Annotated in this window: 16 protein-coding genes; 13 read left to right on the forward strand and 3 right to left on the reverse strand. The window is 55.7% G+C overall.

The window, feature by feature from the left end; all coding sequences use genetic code 11:
- The first annotated feature begins 154 nt into the window (after positions 1–154).
- Positions 155–2,467 carry an HD domain-containing phosphohydrolase gene (locus AB7E65_RS06595; RefSeq protein ID WP_428745505.1) on the forward strand — a complete coding sequence of 771 codons (2,313 nt, stop codon included), beginning with the start codon at positions 155–157 and terminating at the stop codon, positions 2,465–2,467.
- A gap of 44 nt (positions 2,468–2,511) precedes the next feature.
- Here the strand turns inward: AB7E65_RS06595 and AB7E65_RS06600 are convergent, their stop codons facing one another.
- Entirely contained in the window at positions 2,512–3,321 is an 810-nt protein-coding gene (locus AB7E65_RS06600; protein ID WP_072287114.1) for a class I SAM-dependent methyltransferase, read from the reverse strand.
- A 164-nt stretch (positions 3,322–3,485) separates the two neighbouring features.
- Here AB7E65_RS06600 and AB7E65_RS06605 point away from each other — a divergent pair, with 164 nt between their 5' ends.
- Positions 3,486–4,742, forward strand: a complete 1,257-nt coding sequence (locus tag AB7E65_RS06605; RefSeq protein WP_072287113.1) for an OmpP1/FadL family transporter — start codon at positions 3,486–3,488, stop codon at positions 4,740–4,742.
- A gap of 87 nt (positions 4,743–4,829) precedes the next feature.
- Here AB7E65_RS06605 and AB7E65_RS06610 read toward each other — a convergent pair whose 3' ends face one another.
- Together AB7E65_RS06610 and AB7E65_RS06615 are read right to left on the reverse strand one after the other, a co-directional pair.
- A complete protein-coding gene (locus tag AB7E65_RS06610) occupies positions 4,830–5,297 on the reverse strand; it encodes a peroxiredoxin (RefSeq protein ID WP_072287112.1) in 468 nt (155 codons plus the stop codon).
- A 45-nt stretch (positions 5,298–5,342) separates the two neighbouring features.
- On the reverse strand, positions 5,343–6,086 hold the full coding sequence (locus tag AB7E65_RS06615; RefSeq protein ID WP_072287111.1) for a glycerophosphodiester phosphodiesterase: 744 nt from the start codon (positions 6,084–6,086) through the stop codon (positions 5,343–5,345).
- Positions 6,087–6,301: 215 nt separating this feature from the next.
- Between AB7E65_RS06615 and glpX the strand changes: the two genes are divergently transcribed.
- The 11 genes from glpX to AB7E65_RS06670 form a co-directional block, all read left to right on the forward strand.
- On the forward strand, positions 6,302–7,261 hold the full coding sequence (gene glpX, locus AB7E65_RS06620; protein ID WP_072287110.1) for a class II fructose-bisphosphatase: 960 nt from the start codon (positions 6,302–6,304) through the stop codon (positions 7,259–7,261).
- A 113-nt stretch (positions 7,262–7,374) separates the two neighbouring features.
- Entirely contained in the window at positions 7,375–8,121 is a 747-nt protein-coding gene (locus AB7E65_RS06625) for a YebC/PmpR family DNA-binding transcriptional regulator (protein WP_072287109.1), read from the forward strand.
- 85 nt (positions 8,122–8,206) lie between these two features.
- Entirely contained in the window at positions 8,207–8,692 is a 486-nt protein-coding gene (gene ruvC, locus AB7E65_RS06630; protein WP_072287108.1) for a crossover junction endodeoxyribonuclease RuvC, read from the forward strand.
- Between the two features lie 31 nt (positions 8,693–8,723).
- Positions 8,724–9,320, forward strand: a complete 597-nt coding sequence (gene ruvA / locus AB7E65_RS06635) for a Holliday junction branch migration protein RuvA (protein ID WP_072287107.1) — start codon at positions 8,724–8,726, stop codon at positions 9,318–9,320.
- 107 nt (positions 9,321–9,427) lie between these two features.
- A complete protein-coding gene (ruvB, locus tag AB7E65_RS06640; RefSeq protein WP_072287106.1) occupies positions 9,428–10,453 on the forward strand; it encodes a Holliday junction branch migration DNA helicase RuvB in 1,026 nt (341 codons plus the stop codon).
- Between the two features lie 45 nt (positions 10,454–10,498).
- Positions 10,499–12,868, forward strand: a complete 2,370-nt coding sequence (locus AB7E65_RS06645) for a hypothetical protein (protein ID WP_428745506.1) — start codon at positions 10,499–10,501, stop codon at positions 12,866–12,868.
- Positions 12,869–13,126: 258 nt separating this feature from the next.
- Positions 13,127–13,966, forward strand: a complete 840-nt coding sequence (locus AB7E65_RS06650; protein ID WP_428745510.1) for a patatin-like phospholipase family protein — start codon at positions 13,127–13,129, stop codon at positions 13,964–13,966.
- A gap of 67 nt (positions 13,967–14,033) precedes the next feature.
- On the forward strand, positions 14,034–14,369 hold the full coding sequence (locus AB7E65_RS06655) for a phasin superfamily protein (RefSeq protein ID WP_072287103.1): 336 nt from the start codon (positions 14,034–14,036) through the stop codon (positions 14,367–14,369).
- Positions 14,363–16,054 carry an ABC1 kinase family protein gene (locus tag AB7E65_RS06660; RefSeq protein ID WP_428745508.1) on the forward strand — a complete coding sequence of 564 codons (1,692 nt, stop codon included), beginning with the start codon at positions 14,363–14,365 and terminating at the stop codon, positions 16,052–16,054. Before AB7E65_RS06655 ends, AB7E65_RS06660 begins: the two co-directional genes overlap by 7 nt.
- 191 nt (positions 16,055–16,245) lie before the next feature.
- A complete protein-coding gene (gene lpxC, locus AB7E65_RS06665; RefSeq protein ID WP_072287101.1) occupies positions 16,246–17,175 on the forward strand; it encodes a UDP-3-O-acyl-N-acetylglucosamine deacetylase in 930 nt (309 codons plus the stop codon).
- Positions 17,176–17,542: 367 nt separating this feature from the next.
- On the forward strand, positions 17,543–19,602 hold a 2,060-nt coding region (locus tag AB7E65_RS06670; protein WP_428745511.1), incomplete at its 3' end, for a sensor histidine kinase.

Genomic DNA, 19,602 nt, shown 5'->3' on the forward strand with positions numbered 1-19,602 from the left:
CCTGTTGAATATGCAGAGGCGAACCTTATAAACTACGAGAAACAATATTGCCTCTGGATTTTCAAAACAAAGAACTCCGACCAGGGCCTGAGGCAAATGCGATCGACGACCAGATTCAATCGGCAATAGAATCAAAAAACAAAAAGAGATGCTAATGAACTACAAACAAGAAACAAAAAAGCATCTATATAACAGCCGAATCATCGATCCTTTTCTGCGCCTTCTGCAAAACCGCTATCCGCAAATTGACATACCCAGCCTGCTGTCCCACGCAGATATGAAGCCTTATGAAGTTGCGGACCAGTGGCACTGGTTTACCCAGACCCAGGTCAACGCCTTTTACGACAAGGTCGTCGAACTGACAGGCAACGAAAAAATTGCCCGGGAAGCCGGTCGCTACGCGGCTTCGCCTGAAGCCAATACGGTAATCCACCAGTACGTACTCGGATTTCTGGGCCCCCATCGAGCTTACCAGTGGATCGGCAAGGCCGCTTCCAACTTCACCCGCTCCGCCAGATACGAATCCCGGCGGCTCGCGAAAAACAAGATTGAAGTCACCGTCACGCCTCATCCCGATGTTCAGGAACAGGAATTTCAGTGTCACAACCGTATCGGCTTTTTCGAGGCGATTTCCCATCTGTTTCGTCACAAATTTCCACAGATAGAACATCCGGAATGCCTTTTTCACGGCGGCAGCTGTTGCCGATACGTGATTACCTGGCAAACAGAAAGTTTCTGTTTTCTGAAAACCCTCCGCAGCGCTTCTCTGGCGGCCAGTGCCGCCGGACTGGCAATTCCGGCCTTTTCCACATCCGCGGCTTTCGTATCGCCCCTGGTTCAGGCAGGCCTGCTGAGCTTTTTGGTATCGTGGCTTCTCCTGGAAAAAAAATCGACCAGAACCGTCTGGAACAGCATGGAAGCCCTGAGAATTTCATCAGGGACGCTGCTTGAGCAGATAGAGAACAATTACAACAATGCCTTGCTGACCAACGCCATTTCCCAGAGCATCAGCAAGGAAACCACCATTGAAGACATTCTGCAAAGTCTGGTCGTAAATTTTCAGCAAAGCCTTGATTTTGACCGGGGCCTGGTGCTGTTGGCCGACCAGGACAAAAAACACCTCTTTTTCCGTGCCGGATACGGTTACTCGAAAAAGGTGGAAAATCTTCTCAGAAGCAGCACCTTTCATCTGGACAACCCGGACTCCAAAGGCGCCTTCGTTGTTTCTTTCCGGGAGAAGAAAACGATTCTTATCAACGACATCAACGATATCCAGGAAGATCTGTCACCACGCAGCCTGGATTTCGCAAAAAAGATGGGAGTCAAATCGTTTTTATGCTGTCCCATCGTCTACGACAATGAAGCCATCGGTATCCTGGCGGCCGACAACCTCACCACCAAACGCGCTTTGCTCAAAAGCGACATCACCCTTTTGAGCGGTATCGCTCCGATCATTGGCATCAGCATCCGCAACGCCCAATTACTGCAGAACCGCAAGCAGCAGTTCAATTCGACCCTGCATGCACTTGCAACCACCATCGATGCGCGGGACCCGCTTACCGCAGGCCATTCCGAGAGAGTAACCCAATTCACCCTCGGCATCTGCCAGGAACTGGCTCTCTGCGATAGGGAACGCGAAAAAATCCGTGTAGCGGCCCTGTTGCACGACTACGGCAAAATCGCGGTGCCGGACGCCATCCTCAAAAAACCCGGCCGTTTGTCAGCCCGTGAATACGAAATCGTCAAGGATCACGCCAATCAGACGCGGCAGATTCTGGAAAAGATTCATTTCGAAGGGATTTACGCCGAGGTTCCGGCTATCGCCGGATCCCATCATGAAAAAATTGACGGCAGCGGCTACCCGCTGGGCTTAACCGGGAAAGACATTCCCCTCGGAGGGAAGATCATTGCGGTCGCGGATTTTTTCGAGGCCATCACCTCCAAACGCCACTATCGCGAACCGATGCCGTTCCATGTGGCCGCCGATGAACTGAAAAAAGGACGGGGCAGGCATTTTGAGGAGGACATCGTCGATGCTTTTCTGAGATATTTTGAACAGCAGCTTGCCAGCGACCCCGCAATCATGCCCGGTTCCTGCCGTCAAGCCTCTCGGGAAAGCATCCGGGTACCGTACCGTGCTCCGCTGACCATCCAGTACGAGGGCCTGCGAGACGAAACCACGACCTCGGATATCAGCAGCCGCGGCTTGTTCGCGGCCACCGCGCTTCCGGTCAGGGAAGGCGCTCCGGTTAAACTATCCTTTATCCTGCCCGATGCCTGCTCTACACCGATGGAGATCAATGGCCGCGTCGTCTGGATCAACCATCGTTGCCTGCCGCGCAAAACCCTTTTCCCTCCCGGTTGCGGGATCGCTTTTACCGATCTGCGAAAACCCCACCGCGACACCCTGTCGCAATTCATAGCCACCCATAGCCGGCATTTTTCCCAGGAATCCCTCTCCTGCTGAATACTGCACCTGCAGGCCCCGGATAATGACATAAACGCCACGCTTCACTTTGGCCGACTGCCCCGGCAGGCAATCAGCGGCGTGTAGGTAAAACGTCTCGGATCACTGAAAAAAGCCTGAAACTCCTGAGTGAACTCCTGAAATCCGCCGGCATACTCCGGAAATCCATAGCCGCTGTTTTTAACCGCGACTTCCACCTTGCGCAGCCAATTGAAGGCATCCACGTCGTTGAGTTCGCCGATAATCAGGTGATGGGCGCTCAGTCGCACATCGATTTTTTGACATCCCAGATCGTACAAAAAACTGTAGAGCTTCCTGCCCATGTAGGGATCGAAATTCCCATGTGTCTCCAGTTGCCCCATGATGGCCGTCAGCGCGGACTCCAGGCGGGGTGGCATGCCGTAGTGATTCAGGCAGTTATGATCCAGGTCGATAAGACACAGGATGCCCCCCGGTGCCAGAATGCTCATCAGGTTTTCCACGATCCGCGCGGCTTCACGACGATGATATTCAAGAACAAACCTCACCCAGACAAAATCAAACTGCCCCAGATCAAGCAGCGGGTCATAAAAATCACGACAGGCAAAACCAAGCCCCGCCACACCATAGTGGCTTCGTGCATGGGCCACACGTTCGGGCGAGGCATCAATCCCCAGCACCTCCCCGCCGGGATGAACCATCCGGTGCAGAAACGAGCTGGTCTTGCCACTGCCACAACCGACATCAATAACACGCATACCGGGCTGAAGGCCTGCCCATCGAGCCTGTTCTTCCAGACGTTCCCGGTCGGTTTTAAGATCCAGGCGCCTGGCCTCCTGATCGCTTTCCATCAGATAAGCGGTACGGGTTTTCATCGCAGCTCCATTAAAATTCTGCAAATGTGTAATTTATAAGCAAAAAACGAATTGTCTACAGCCTGCTTCACCGATATAGTCTTGAACATTGTAGAGATTGCCATATTTTGCGTCGGGAAGCATCTGCCAACTTGCCGTTCGCTGTTTTTTCCGAGGGGGCGACCATGAGACTTTTTGTTTTCAGGGCGTTTTTCATTCAACTGTTGCTTGTCGCGTGCCTGTTTTCAAGCGCTCGTCACGGTTTTGCCTCAGGCTTCGGCATTTTCACCCAAAGTGCCGACGCCCTGGGACAAGCCAACGCAACCACCGCCCATAGTGACGGACCGTCGGCGGTATTCTTCAACCCGGCACTGCTCACCGAATTGCCCGGCACGCAACTGGAAATCGGCACCACCGTCATCCTGCCCTCCCGGGATTTCAAGGCGGAAGATGGCACAACCGCCGACAACCGTGATACGGCCTATTTCCCAAGTTCTTTTTATGTTTCCCACCAATTCGGCGACCGCTTCAGCGCCGGCCTCGGCGTTTTCAATTCTTTCGGCCTCGGCACCGTCTGGGACAGCGACTGGCCGGGGCGTTTTATCGCCACCAAATCCCGCATTACCACCTTCAACATCAATCCGACGCTGGCCTGGCAGTTATCGCCGCGGATTTCCTTTGGCGCCGGGCTGAACATCCTCCTGCTCGACGCCAAGCTGAAAAACAAGGTGGATCTCTCAACCTTCGGAGAACCGGAAATCGGCCAGCAGTTCACCGGCAGCGGCGAAGCAGCAGGCTTCAACGCAGGCATATTGCTGAAACTGACCGATGAACTGTCCTTTGGCGCCGCCTACCGCAGCGAGATCAAGGTCGATATCGACGGCAAGGCCCGTTTCGACATCCCCGATTCGGCTTCGCCGCTGATTTCCCTGCTGTTTCCCGAAACACGCGGCAAAACGGCCATCACCCTGCCCCAGCAGTTCACGGCAGGCCTGGCCTACCAGTTCACAGACGCCTGGACGATGGAAATCGGGCTGCGCTGGGAAGACTGGTCCTCCTTCCGGCGGCTCAAAATCACACTGCGCGACCCCGTGGGTGGCGAGACCAGCAGCTTGGCGCCCCGCGACTGGCACGCCACCTGGGCTTACAACATCGGCACCAAATACCGCGTGAATGACCGCCTGGCGATCATGGCCGGATACCTGTACGGTGAGAATCCGATCCCGGACAGGACCTTCGAACCGGGCGTTCCCGACTCCGACACCCATCTATTCACCCTCGGCACCGAGTGGTCCCTTGACCACCTCAAGCTGGCGCTGGCTTACGGCTTCCAATTACAGGAGGATCGCAGCAAGCGCAGCAACCTGTACGGCCCCCTCGCCAACGGGGAGTATGAAAATCATCTGCACCTGATCGGCGTCAGCCTCACGCACACTTTCTGAACCACGGCGTTATTCGCAAAAAAGCCGGAACAGATGTCAAAGCCACTGCTCCGGCTACTGCCACCCTGGGGCACGACGCCAAAGAATTTACAGCCCTCTCAAATACGCAAGTACCTCCTGCGGATGGGTCTCGGCCTTTTTAACCCGGGGCCAGTGTTTTATGATCGTGCCATCCGGGCCTATAACTACCGTCGATCGGATCGTACCCATAACGGTCTTGCCGTACATTTTCTTTTCGCCGAAAGCACCATAGGCCCGCATGGTCCGGCCATCGGGGTCGGACAGCAGCACAAAAGGCAGATCGAACCTGTCGATAAAGCGGTCATGGGACGCCAGGCTGTCCCTGCTGACTCCGAGCAGCACCGCTTCCCGTTGCAGCAGATCGGCATGCACGTCCCGGAAGGAACACGCCTCCTTGGTGCACCCGGCGGTGTTGTCCTTGGGATAGAAGTAGAGCACAACGGTCTTTCCGGCATAATCGTCCAGCCTGTGCATCTGCCGATCGGTCCCTTCCAGTTCAAAACCTGCCGCTTTACGTCCCTCGAGATTTTCCATCATCCGCCCTTTCGAAAATTCACTTTCCCAAAATGGCGCCACGTTTCACCTGCTCGGCACTCCCTGTGAGCTGGCGACTCCAGCCAGCCACCGGCGCAGGCTGCCGGGCTCGTTGGTGAACAGGCCATCCACGCCCATTTCAAGCAACGTCATGGCGCGCTTTTTTTCATCCACAACCCAGGGAAAAATCTTCAGCCCCCGGGCATGGCAAAGCTCAACCTGTTCAGCGACAACCCGATCCTGGCGGGGATGGAAACTGACCGCACGATTGGCAACTGCCGTCTCGATCAAGCGGTCCCAATCGGCATCCTCGCTCAGATAACCGAGGAACAACTCCGGAGCGTCAAGATGAAGTGCCTGGAGCACAGCGTGGTCAAAGGAGGAAATCAGCACTCGGCAGCGGGCATGCCGCTTTAGAAGCCGCTTGACGGCCACACCGGCCGCAAACTCCTTGATCTCGATATTCAGGAGCATACGGTCCTGGATTTGGCAAAGTACCTGTTCCAGGGTTGGTACCGATTCTTTGGCGAACTGCGGACCGAACCAGCGTCCGGCATCAACACCGGCCAGGTCGGCGAGCGATCGTAACGCAAGCAGGCCACTGTCATCCGTGGTACGGTCGAGGGTGGCGTCGTGCATCACCACGGGCACCCCGTCTGCAGTCATGCGGACATCGAGCTCAATGCCATCCGCACCGTCCAATTCTGCCAGGCCAAACGCGGCCAGCGTGTTTTCGGGCGCCTTGCCGGAAGCCCCACGGTGTGCCCAAATGACGGTTTTTTGAAACATCCTGCCAATCTCCCCCGGGCAAATGTTGATCTTAGCCTTTGCATCACCATGGACGGCATCATCGCTTTGGAGACCACATCAAGTCAAGTCGTCATCGGCCGACACATGCGGGCCGGCAATAGGGTTCCGTGCCCTAAAACTTGTCTTTACCAGTTTTTTCTGTCATGATGGCGCCGCTGCGAACGGCAGTCTTTAGCCCAAGGAGGATTTTTGTAATGGAACGCAATTTAGCCATGGATCTGGTACGGGTCACCGAAGCCGCCGCGCTGGCCTGTGGCCGCTGGGTTGGCAAGGGGAACAAGGATGCTGCCGATGAAGCGGCGACCGAAGCCATGCGTCGCACGCTCGATTCCGTCGAATTTTGCGGCACGGTTGTTATCGGCGAGGGCGAGATGGATGAAGCGCCCATGCTCTATATAGGTGAGAAAGTCGGCAAGAGTTGCGGCGGATATCCCGAAGTCGATATCGCCGTCGACCCGCTGGAAGGCACCAACATTTGTGCCAAGGGTAAGACCGGCGCTATCACCACCATTGCGCTGGCACCCAAGGGAGGGTTTCTTCACGCGCCCGATATGTACATGGAAAAAATCGCCGTCGGTCCGGAAGCCCATGGCTGTATCGACCTGAACGAGTCACCCGAAGAGAACCTCAAGCGGGTGGCCGACGCCAAAAATTGCTATGTACAAGACCTTACCGTGGTGATCCTCGACCGACCCCGGCACGAAAAGATCATCAGTGAAGTGCGCAGGGCCGGAGCCCGGATTCACCTCATTTCCGATGGCGATGTGGCACCGGCCATCGCGGCTACGGTCTGTGGCAGTGGCGTCGACATGCTGATGGGTATCGGTGGTGCCCCCGAGGGGGTGCTGGCGGCGGCGGCACTCAAGTGCATGGGAGGCGACATGCAGGGCCGCCTGGTGTTCATGAACCGGGAAGAAAAAACCCGCGCACGCACCATGGGTATCGAAGATTTCGACAAGATTTACACCGCCGAGGAAATGGCGCAAGGGGATGTGGTTTTTGCGGCCACCGGCGTTACCAACGGCGAATTGCTGCACGGCGTGCGCTATGTGTCGGGCGGCGCGGAAACCCATTCCATCGTCATGCGTTCCAAAAGCCGCACAGTTCGGTTTATCCGCGCCCAGCACCAGTTTGATTTCAAGCCGGTTTATTGAACGACGCTTTGCCGGCGGCAAGGGCCTCGACACAAGGGCTCCGCATCCACCTTTGATGCGCAACCAAATACCCGGAAAAAGCATAATTATCCCAGGCAAGGAGACACGGCAACATGGCAGGACATAGCAAATGGGCCAACATCAAACACCGCAAGGGTGCCCAGGACGCCAAGCGTGGCAAAATTTTCACCAAACTGATCAAGGAAATCACCGTAGCTGCCAAGATTGGCGGCGGCGACCTGGAGGCGAATGCGCGGTTGCGCACGGCCGTCGACAAGGCGAAGGGCTCCAATATGCCCAAGGACACCATCGAGCGGGCGATTAAAAAAGGCTGTGGCGACCTCGACGGTGTCAACTACGAAGAAGGCACCTTTGAAGGCTACGGGCCCGGAGGCGTCGCGGTTATTGTAGAATTCATGACCGACAACCGCACCCGCACCGTTGCCGATGTTCGCCACATCTTCAACAAGCACAACGGCAGTCTTGGCGTCAATGGATCGGTCGCGTTTCTATTCGATCGCAAGGGGCTGATCTCCTTCGACACCGAGCAGGATTTCGACGCTTTGTTTGAAACGGCACTGGAGGCCGGAGCCGAAGACGTCAAGGACGAGGGCGACGCCTATGAGATCATTACCGATCCGGCCGACTTCATGGAAGTGCGCGATGCCCTCGCCGCCAAAGGTCTGCAGTGGCAAACAGCCGAGGTGACCATGATTCCCCAGACCATGGTTGGGCTGGAGGGCAAGCAGGCCGAACAGATGCTCAAGATGATGGACAAACTCGAAGACAATGATGACGTTCAGAACGTCTATGCCAACTTCGACATTTCGGACGAGGAAATCGCCCGTATCATGGAATGAGCCCTGGTCCCTGTCGACCGTATTTATCAGGCGGGGCAAGCCCCGCCTTTTTCCTTTGACAAGGACTCATCGAGGGTGATTTGACATGCGTATTCTTGGCATCGATCCAGGCACCCGCATCACCGGTTACGGTCTGATCGAAAAAATCGGCAACCGCCTGCTTCATGTGGACAACGGCGCCATCCACACCCGCACCGATGCCCCGCTGGCGGAACGGCTCAAAACAATTTACGATGGATTGTCGCGGGTTATTCGCGATTATGGGCCGGCAAGCGTGGCAGTGGAACGCATATTTGTCGCTAAAAACGCCCTGTCGGCACTGAAGCTTGGACATGCTCGGGGCGTTGCCATGCTGGCCGGGGTCAACGCGGCCCTGCCCGTAGCCGAATATACCGCCGTGGAGGTCAAGCAGGCCGTTGTCGGCTACGGCAAGGCGGCCAAGCCGCAGGTGCAGCAGATGGTGCGCGTACTCTTGAATCTGCCTGAAATCGCCCAGGAGGACGCCTCGGATGCTTTGGCGGTGGCCATTTGTCACGCGCATTGCTATCATCTCAAGAGCCTGCTGATTTGACGGATTTTCTCTTAGCTTCCGGAATGATGCCATGATCGCTGTGCTCAATGGACAATTGATCCATAAATCCATCAGCCAAATTATTCTGGATGTCGGCGGCGTCGGCTATCGACTGCTGATCCCGCTTTCGACCTACTACGCCCTTCCGGATGAAGGTCTGGTACGACTGCAAGTGCATACCCATGTGCGTGAGGATGCGCTGCTGCTGTTCGGTTTCTGGAGCAGTTCCGAGAAGGAGCTTTTCGGACTGTTGCTGTCCGTATCCGGCGTTGGCCCCAAGGTGGCGCTCAACATCCTGTCTCACATGCCAGCGGCGGAATTGCATCAGGCATTGTCACAAGGCAATGCGAAACAGCTGGCAACCGTTCCGGGGATCGGCAAAAAAACGGCGGAACGGCTGGTCCTGGAACTTCGTGACAAAGTCACGAGCCTTGCCGGCTCCGCTGCCGGCAGCAAAACACCGCCGGTGCCTGCACCATGCGATTTCCGGGATGACGCCCTGTCGGCACTGGTCAATCTCGGCTACAAGGAAAACCTGTCCCGCAAAGCACTCGATTCCCTGGACCTGGATGCCGGCACCCCCCTGGAGGAAATCCTCAAACAGGCACTGAAAATCCTCATGCGCTAAATCGCGGCACCACAGACCGTAACCGAAAGAACATTTCCCTTTGAAAGGGGTGGGCTCTTTCTGTATCCTGAAGCAGGAAAAGCGGAAATCCCCAAAGGCGGACTGGCATGACTGAACGATTTGTCACACCCGATTTCAACATAGAGGATGACCGGTTGGAAGCGACCTTGCGGCCGCGGGTACTGGCGGAATATATCGGCCAAAGCAAGGCCAAGGAAAACCTGCAGGTTTTTATCGACGCCGCGCGTGGACGCCAGGAGTCCCTCGATCACGTTCTTTTTTACGGTCCGCCGGGCCTGGGCAAGACCACTCTCGCCAACATTGTCGCCAGTGAAATGGGCGTCAGTATCAAAAGTACCTCCGGCCCGGTGATCGAAAAGCCTGGAGACCTCGCAGCCATCCTGACCAATCTGGCCGAGGGCGATGTGCTGTTCATCGATGAAATCCACCGCCTGTCGCCGGTGGTGGAGGAGATTCTCTACCCTGCGATGGAGGACTACCAGCTCGATATCATTATCGGGCAGGGACCTTCGGCGCGAACCATAAAGCTCGACATCCCCCGCTTCACGCTGGTGGGAGCAACCACGCGGGCCGGGCTGCTTTCCTCACCTCTGCGAGACCGGTTCGGGGTTATCTGCCGGCTGGAATTCTATAATCATGACGAGCTGGCCACCATCGCCGGGCGCAGCGCCCGGATTCTTGACATCCCCATCGAAAAGGACGGCCAACGGGAAATCGCCCGCCGCAGTCGGGGCACGCCGCGTATCGCCAATCGCCTGCTGCGACGCGTCAGGGATTTCGCCCAGGTCAAGGGCAATGGGGTCATCACCCGCGAGATTGCCGATATGGCTCTTTCGCGGCTGGAGGTCGACAGCAGCGGTCTGGATCACATGGACCGCTTGCTGCTGCTTGCCATCATCGACAAATTCGCCGGCGGACCGGTCGGACTGGACACCCTGGCCGCAGCCGTCGGAGAAGAGAAGGATACCATTGAAGACGTTATCGAACCCTACCTGCTGCAAAACGGCTATCTGAACCGAACCCCCCGCGGGCGCGTGGCCACGGAACTGGCCTACCGGCATTTCCAGCGACAGATTCCGCGCGGCCAGGCCAGCGGTGAGCTATTTTCCTGACAGGTCCACGCTGCGGCCAAACCTGCACCGTCTTTTGTCGAGCCTATGAAAACCCCCGATAGTACCCAAAAAACCGGCCAGGAGCCCTTCAATCAAAGGGTGCAACAACTCTCCCTCTGGGCCCAGGAATTCATTACCGGGGGCCGGTCCCCGTTTCGGCGGATCGAACCTTTTGCCCCGATCCTCACCCCTGCGGGGGAAATCCATCCACCCCTGGTGTTCTGGATAAACCGCGACAGCTACATGGCCGGGGGCGTCCTTTTTTTCCCCGACCCGTCCGATCCCTCGCCGCTGCCTCAGGGACAAATGGCGGCAGAGGCTCTCGGTCTCAATTATTTTGTAACCTGGGATATTTCCCATATCACCCTCTGGCAGCGCAGCCAGGATGACTGGAGCGCTGCCAGAAAACTGCCTGTCGGCGGCGGCGAATCTCCCAATGCAGCCGATTCCCATGAAGCGCTGCTTGGGCTGATGGAGGCGATGAAAACCTTCAGCGTGCTGGGCGCCGTTCTGCCCGACAATCTCTCCGCCTATTACCTGGCGAACCTGTTGCGCGCAACAATGGCTTCCCTGCAGACCCCATTGACAGAGCATTACAGAATTCACCGGGGGATGGCCGAATCGACCCGGCCGGAAAGCCCCGCCGAAAAACAGGCCCAGGGCAAATCCTTCACGACGCTGGTGCGCGTCATGGCCCTCGCCCTGCACGACATGCTGCCCAAAGCAGGACAGCCCCAAAAACTGGAAGGCGATATAGCCATCGCCATCGCTGCGCTGCCTGAACCTTTGGCCAGCGCGTTGCGCATGCTGCCTGCAGAGGCTGCTCTTCCGGAAGAAGCTCAGGTGCGTCTGCATCTTTTGCTGCACCGACTCACGCAACTGGATATTTCTCGACAACCGCAGCGTGCCCTCCAGGCCCTTGAAATCCTGCGTCTTGAGACAGCAGCAGAGCTGGGTGGGCACCCAGTTCCGGGCCTCCCTGCGCCAGCCTGCAATCCGGTGCTGTTGCTTCATCCCGACGCAATTCCGGAACAAGCCGAAGCACCGATTCTTGTCGCCTCGCCTCCCTTGATTGCCCTTCATGTGCTGTTGCGCCACTTGTACCGCCGGACGCCCTTCAAGGCATGTGTTTTTAATGCCCTTGAAGTGCGCCCCGAGCCCGCACCGGCTTCGATCTGTGGGACACTGACAGACAGCCGCCTGCCTTCCGTTGGGGAAAAACGGGAGTTGACCGCCCGGCTGAGGCTGTCGTGGCCGGCGCGGCGTTTCCGCCTGCCCCCCCGAACGCCCATGTGGGCCTGGCAACTGTTACACCTTGTAGGACTCGGCGCCAAAGACACTTTTTACGATGTTGTCACCCCTCCGCACTGGCTGTCCAGCACCTTCGGAAAACAGCTGCTGGGGCTGATTCTGGAAACAGCGGCCCTGCATAAGCTGCACAGACAGGAAAACAGCCTGCGCTTGCAACTGCGCAAATCACAACAAGCGGCAGCTGAGGTCGAAATTGTTCACGGCAGACAGGTCCGCCGCATTGCCGCGAAGCAGCTTCAGCAGGGGGCAGGATCCCTGTTGGTCCTGGCTCTTGCTCTGCATGAGGATATCTGGAATATGATCGTCAATGGCAAACTGCATCCGGTAACGTCGCAAACCTGGACAGATCTTCCGGAAGCAGGCCTGCTCCTGTTTTTACGGACCGGCCTCGGGCGTTACCTGTGGCAGGTCGCCAGCGGCGGGCGGCCGCTGCCGCGCCGCACCGCTCTGCGCAACGAGGTACTCCGGCAAAGCCTGCCGCTGCCGGACAGGCAGATCCTGGCAAAACTGCAGCACCTGCAGGCCAAGGATCAGAGCGAACCGAACGCTTCCCTCCTCGATCGGGAACTGGCTCTGTATCTCGGTCCGCTGCCTGAACTGCCTGCCGCAGCCAGTTCCGTCACCGACCACACAGAGCATGCCGCTTTGCCAGACACACCGGAACAGGAGGTGATCGAGGCTGTCTGCGAGCAGGTCTTCAGGGATGGTACGCCCATTTTCCCCGATCATTATCTTTATGATTATTACAGGCCGGAACTACGCACCTATGTCTTCGACTCCCCGCTGACAATCCAGGGAGAATTTTTCGGGCTCATCGAAGTGCGGGATGCCAGGGGAAATTCCTTCCAGGTCGAAGGTCTGGAGGCCGCCCAGGCCCTCGTACTTGTCTCATCACAACGCATCGGAAGCGTCGACCTGCCCGTTGACCGCTCGATTACCGTTTCGATTCTCGATCGATACCGTCAGGATCTGCGCAAACTCCGCGGCAGCCTGGTCAAGGAAGTGTTCCGGCGCCAGGCAGACCCGCACAGTGCCAAGGCGATTGTGGAGAAACTCTGGCGACAAAAATCCCTGCCGCCATGGCACTTGATCTCCGGATCCTGAGGGTTTTTGCGGCCATCCTCGGAACCCCGGTCGGGGTTTTGCTGTCAGAATGCCTTCCGCAGGGTTTCAGATCAGCCGGCGCCGCATGCATTCCCCTTCCGGTTCAGGCATTCAGTGGCTCCCTGCCGTATCGCGAAAAAGGAAAGGAACGCCATGGCACAATCCCGCCCTCTCATAGGTCTTGCTCTCGGTAGCGGCGCAGCCCGGGGACTGGCACATATCGGCATCCTCAAGGTTCTCGAAGTGGAATAAATCCCCATCGACCTTTGTGCAGGCACCTCCATCGGCGCAGCCCTGGGGGCCCTTTACGCGGCAGGGGTCCCTGTGCATCGCATGGAAAAAGTCATGCGGGAGCTGGACTGGCGTGCACTTGCGAGGCTTATCGATCCCACCCTGCCGACCTCGGGGTTGATGGACGGCAATCGCGTTGCAACATTCCTGGCGGAACTTTTGCCGGCAACCACCTTCGAAGAGCTGCGCATCCCGCTGGCCATCACCGCCACCGATGTTGAAACGGGCGAAGCACTGATTATCCGCAAAGGCAACCTTCTTGAAGGGCTGCGCGCCGCCATCGCATTTCCCGGCATTTTTACTCCGGTGCTTTTTGGCGACCGTTTCCTGGTCGACGGAGGCCTGACCAACCCGGTTCCGCTGGATATCGCCTATCAGATGGGAGCGGATAAAGTGATCGGGGTCTGCACCATTCCGCGCATGGAGGACCCGGCGGGCGAGATATCCCTGCCTTCGGAAACCGGTGCTGGGCGCGATAAGGGCCGACTGCATGAATTCTTCACCTCCGCGAATATTGAAAAACTGTGGAGAGATCTTTGGCAGGCCGACCACCCGGGTAATGACAAGGAGTCAGGGCGAAATCGCAAACCACCCAATATTTTCAGCATCTGTTCCCGCAGTGTAGCCATTATGGAAAACCGCATCAACGATCTGCAGATGGAAAGAACCAGGGCTGAGCTGCTGATTCGGCCTGTATTCACCGCATTCAACATGCTTGAATTCCACCGCGCGGATGAAGCCATTGCGGCAGGTGAGCAGGCTGCTCGCCAATGTATCCCACAATTGCGGTCCTTGTGCGAAGCCTGATTGCGGGGAGTGCCCTCTGTGTTAAAATTTGAGTGTTTCCAATGAATTCACAACCCAGGGGGATATCATGATCGATTTGATTGAAAAATCGCTATTGACCGGACTCGGAGCACTGACCTTGACCCAGAAAAAGGTCGAGCAAATGGCCGACGAGCTGAAACGCAGGCTCAACTTGAGTGAGGAAAAAGGTCGCGAGCTGTTAACCCTGCTTTCGGATATGGCACGCGACAACCAGCAGAAACTCGAAGAGATCGCCCGGGAAGAGGTGCAAAGAATCTGTACCGATCTCGGCATGGTCAAAAAAGATGAGCTGAACCGCCTGGCCAAAAAAGTGCAGGCGCTGGAAAAAGAACTCAGGGCACTGCAACAGGCAACGCAGGATGATGCTCCTGGCAAATGCTGAACCTGAGGCGGCTCAACCGCAACATTCGCTCCCTGCGCCGCTACCGGCAGATCCTTGGAACCTTGCTCAAGTATGGCTTCGGCCAGGTTCTCGATCAGCTGCAGTTACGCTTCACGCTGCAACGCGGGCGGCAGCTTTTTTTCGGCAGCCCGGAGATAAGGGCGGCAAGACGGCAATCTCCGGCCGTGCGGCTTCGTCTGGCGATGGAGGAACTCGGCCCGACCTTCATTAAGCTCGGGCAATTGCTGTCGACTCGCCCCGATCTTCTTACCCCGGAATACATTGCCGAATTCAGCCGGCTCCAGGATGCCATCCCGCCATTTCCCTTTGAAACAGTCCGCCATCAGATCAGCCGCGAGCTGGGGTCGCCAATAGAGTCCCTGTTTTCACATTTCGAAAAAACGCCCCTTGCTGCCGCATCCATTGCCCAGGTACATAAAGCCAGCCTTCCAGACGGCAAAAAAGTTGCTGTCAAAATCCGCCGACCCGATATAGAACAGATCATCGCGACCGATCTCGACATCCTCATGAGTCTCGCCTACCTTGCCGAGCACCATATCGCGGCGCTACACCTCTACAATCCCGTTGCACTGATAAAAGAATTTCGCCGCAGTATCCAGCGTGAACTCGATTTCCGGCGGGAAGGCCACACGCTTGAACGGTTCGCGGCGAATTTTGCAGGCGATAAAACATTTCATGTTCCACAGGTGTATCGCGAACTCTCTGGCGAAGCCGTATTGACCATGGAATATATCAAAGGGATCAAGGTCAATAATTTCGGCAAATTGCGCGCGGAGGGTTATGATCTGAAAGTCATTGCCCGACATGGTGCCGATGCGCTGCTCAGACAGGTTCTGGTTCACGGCCTGTTTCATGGGGATCCGCACCCTGGCAATGTCTATATTTTACCGGGTCCGGTGATCTGTTTTCTTGACTATGGCATGGTTGGCCGTCTGGACCATAATCTTAAATATCAGCTGCTTGATTTGCTTGCAGGCATCCTTGAAAGAGATGTCGAAAAGGTCTCGCGGCTGCTCCTCGACTCCGGCGAGCTGGAAGAGGAGCCGATTCTGACGGACCTTAAAAAAGTGGTTTCCGATTTTATTGACGACTATTACGAGGTTCCTCTGCAGGAAATCCATACCGGCCATTTGCTTACCGATCTTATCGGCATCCTCGTGCAGTTTCGCATCAGTGTACCGCCGGATCTACTGTTGCTGGCAAGGGCACTGATCACGATGGAAGGCATCGGACGGCAGCTGGATCCGGATTTCAATATGGTCCATCATCTCAAACCTTTTATGGAGCAACTGGCGCGTGAACGCTGGTCCTTGACTTATATCACACAAGAACTGGGTGGGGTGGCGGGAGACTACAGTATCCTCCTCCGAAGGCTGCCCCGAGATCTTCGGACCCTGTTGCTGCGCATGACACGCAACCGCCTGAAAATCAACCTTGAACACCGCGGCCTCGGCCAACTTATCACCGACCTGGATAAATCAAGCAACCGACTCTCATTCAGTCTGCTCATCAGTGCCCTTATCGTTGGCTCCTCCCTTATCATGCAGGTGGATAAAGGACCGCAGGTCATTGGCTTCCCGGTCCTGGGCTTTCTGGGCTATACCATCGCCGCCATACTCGGATTGTGGCTGGCCGTAGCCATACTGCGCTCAGGCCGCCTGTAAGATTGTGGCCCGCAAGCCACACCGGAGTGTACATGACACGCTCCGACGGCTCGTCGCCCCCCCCAGCCCCGGAAAAAACTCAACAATATCGGACCGCTGCATAACCCTGACAAGTGGCACACCCCTTGCAAACCATAAAATACAAAGACAAAACAACAACGCCATTCGCCTTATTCATAAAAGGACGTGCCATGATTTACCAATCGACCCTCAAGCGCTCTCTGACTATTTCCGGTATCGGTCTGCATACCGGCCGCCAGATTACCATGACCTTGCGGCCCGCGGATTCCGACACTGGCATCGTCTTCCATCGCATCGAGGGCGACCGGCGTGTTGCCATCCCGGCCATATCCGCCAACGTTGTCGATACGCGCATGGCCACAGTTATCGGCAAGGACGGCGTATCCGTGTCAACAATTGAACACCTCATGGCAGCATTTTCCGCCTGCGGCATCGACAACCTGCATATCGACATTGACGGTCCCGAAGTCCCCGTCATGGACGGCAGTGCAGCGCCGTTTGTCGCCATGCTGCGAGAAGTCGGCAATCGAGCCCAGGACAAACGCCGGAAATACCTTGCCATTCGCAAACCGATAACCCTGGTGGATGGGGAAAAACGCGTCAGCATCATCCCCTCGCGATTTTTTCGCATCACTTTTGATATCGCTTTTGACCACCCCAGTATCGGGCTTCAACATCGGGCCATAAAAATTACCGGTGATTCCTTTCGCAAGGAGATCGCGGCAGCACGTACCTTCGGTTTCCTGCACGAAGTCGAGTATCTCAAGGCCAACGGGCTGGCCCTGGGCGGTTCACTTGACAATGCCGTGGTGCTGGGCAAGGAAGGCGTTCTCAACCCCGGTGGCGTGCGCTTCCAGGATGAGTGCGTTCGGCACAAGATTCTGGATGCAGTGGGTGATTTCAGTCTGCTTGGGTATCCTCTGCTGGGACATGTCAAAGCCTACAAGGCCGGTCATGACATCAATCACCAGGTAGTCGAAAAAATTCTTGCCAATCCTGCCTGCTGGCAGTTGGTTGAATCTGGCGAAACCGTCAGCCACAACAGCCTGTCCCTCGGCAACCGCCCCGCCATGGCAATGGCAGGCATAGCCGAAATCTGAGCCTGAAAATTCCAAACCGCGATTACAAAAGCAGCCTTTCCCGGCTGCTTTTTTTTTGGTGAGAACCGGAAACCACATCCCGGAGTTGCAAAACGCATGTTTCCTGCTCTAGAATTGAATATTTCTTTACAAGCCTGTTGGCATCACCGATGTGGCCCACTATCATCGGTTGCATACATTTTGCATCATTATCCGAAAGACAAGTGGCCAGCATTTAATCAGCCATTGGGGCGCCGCGCAAGCAGATCTCCGAATTAATTCGGCTTTAGCGCCGCAGAGACCGGGGAAAACGCAATCCGCTGGTTTCAATTCATCACCCCACACTCTTATCAACGTTCTTCCAGAAGGAAGAGTATCCGTGAATCCCATGCCCTGTGATCCTGATAAAAAGTTCCGAGAAAACCGTAAACGGCGTCGTGAATGGCTGCTGATCGGCTTTACCACGTTACTGGTGATTGTGTTTTCAAAATTCGAGACACAACTCTTCCAATTTTCCTCTCAAGTGCCTCTGGCGAAAAGCCTTCTGGTTCTTGCGTTGATCAATCTGAACATTCTATTGATCATCCTGACGTTGTTTCTGGTCTTCCGCAATGTCTTCAAGCTCATTCTTGAGCGGCGCAGGGAAGTTCCGGGGGCCCGCTTGCGAACACGACTGGTCGTCGCCTTTGTCACCCTGTCGCTGGTGCCAACTCTTCTGCTGTTTTTTGTGGCTGCAGGATTCGTCTCCAGTTCCATCGAAAACTGGTTCAACATCCAAATCGAAACCTCCCTCCACGAATCCCTGGAGGTGGCGCAGACATACTATAAAAATTCAGGAGCCAATGCGCTTTACTACGGTGACCAGCTGGCACGCTTCATCAAGGACCAGAAACTGCTCAATGAGAGTAATCTTCCGCAGCTCAGGGATTTGATTCAGGCCAAGCAGCAGGAATACAACCTAGGCGTTGTGGAAGTCTTTTCTTCAACCTACGAGGAATTGGTGCGTGCCGCAAATCCCCAGATCCCCATATCGGAGTTTACGGATCCCGGCAGCGATACCATTCGCGAAGCCTTGCAAGGCAACCGATTCACGCGGGTTACGCCCATCGGCAAAGCCGATCTGATTCGCGGCGTGGTGCCGGTCTATTCCAACTGGAATCCCGAGGACGTTGTCGGGGTAGTCGTGGTTAATTACTATGTCCCCTACTCTCTGGTTAACAAGATGAAGGAAATTTCGGCTTCCTTCGAGCAATATAAAACAACCAAACTGCTTAAAGATCGCATCCAGAAAGGGTATGTGCAAGTTCTTCTGATTACTGCCCTGGCCATCATTTTTCTGGCCACATGGTTCGGCTTCTACCTTGCACGCACTATCACCGTTCCTATTCAGGAATTGGTTTCGGCTACCAAGCGAATTGCCGGAGGGGACCTGACAGTACAGATTTCTCCGCAAAGCGATGATGAAATTGCTCTTCTGGTAGAAGCGTTTAACAAAATGACGGCGGATCTTCGCAAAAGCCAGGCAGGCATCAGCGATGCGAATCGACATCTGCGGGCGTCAAACCAGGAACTCGACCAACGCCGCCGTTACATGGAGATCGTATTGAAGAACGTCACCGCAGGAGTTATTTCGGTTGATCGCCAAGGGCGTATTACCACGATCAACAAATCCGCGGAAAAACTCTTGAAAATAATGCCCGGAAAGGTCCTCGGCCAGCACTTCCGTCAGGTATTGCAAGCCGAACATCTGGTCATCATCAACGACTTGCTGCGGCAATTGGCCAAATCAGGCAAAGATTCCATTCACAAGCAGATGACCATCCCACTGGAGGACAACAAACTCACCTTATTGCTCAACCTCACGACTCTGCGGGATGAAAACGGCGAATTCATGGGAACGGTTGTCGTTTTCGATGATCTCACGCATATGATCAAAGCCCAGCGAATGGCGGCTTGGCGTGAGGTGGCCCGGCGCATCGCGCATGAGATAAAAAACCCGCTGACTCCAATCCGTCTGTCTGCACAACGTCTGCGCCGCCGGTATCTTGACCGGTTCCCCGAAGATGACAAGGTCTTCGACGATTGCACCTGCATGATCATAAAACAGGTTGATGAACTGAAAATTCTTGTGGATGAATTTTCCAACTTCGCCAAGATGCCCTCTGCCAATCCTGCGCCGAACAACCTTAACGAAATCATCAACGAAACACTTATTCTTTACCAGGAAGCCCATCGACACGTTGTTTTTTCATTCATACCGGACTCAACTGTCCCAATATTCAACCTGGACCGGGATCAGATAAAACGGTCAATGATCAACATGCTTGAAAATGCCGTCGGCGCCATCGAGAAAGTGGGCCATATTTCCTTGGAGACTCATTTCAATCGTGATATGCAAATGGTTAGCGTTATTATCGCAGATGACGGCTGTGGAATCCCCAGCGAAGT

It is taken from the genome of Syntrophotalea sp. (assembly GCF_050253115.1).
Lineage (GTDB): Bacteria > Desulfobacterota > Desulfuromonadia > Desulfuromonadales > Syntrophotaleaceae > Syntrophotalea > Syntrophotalea acetylenica.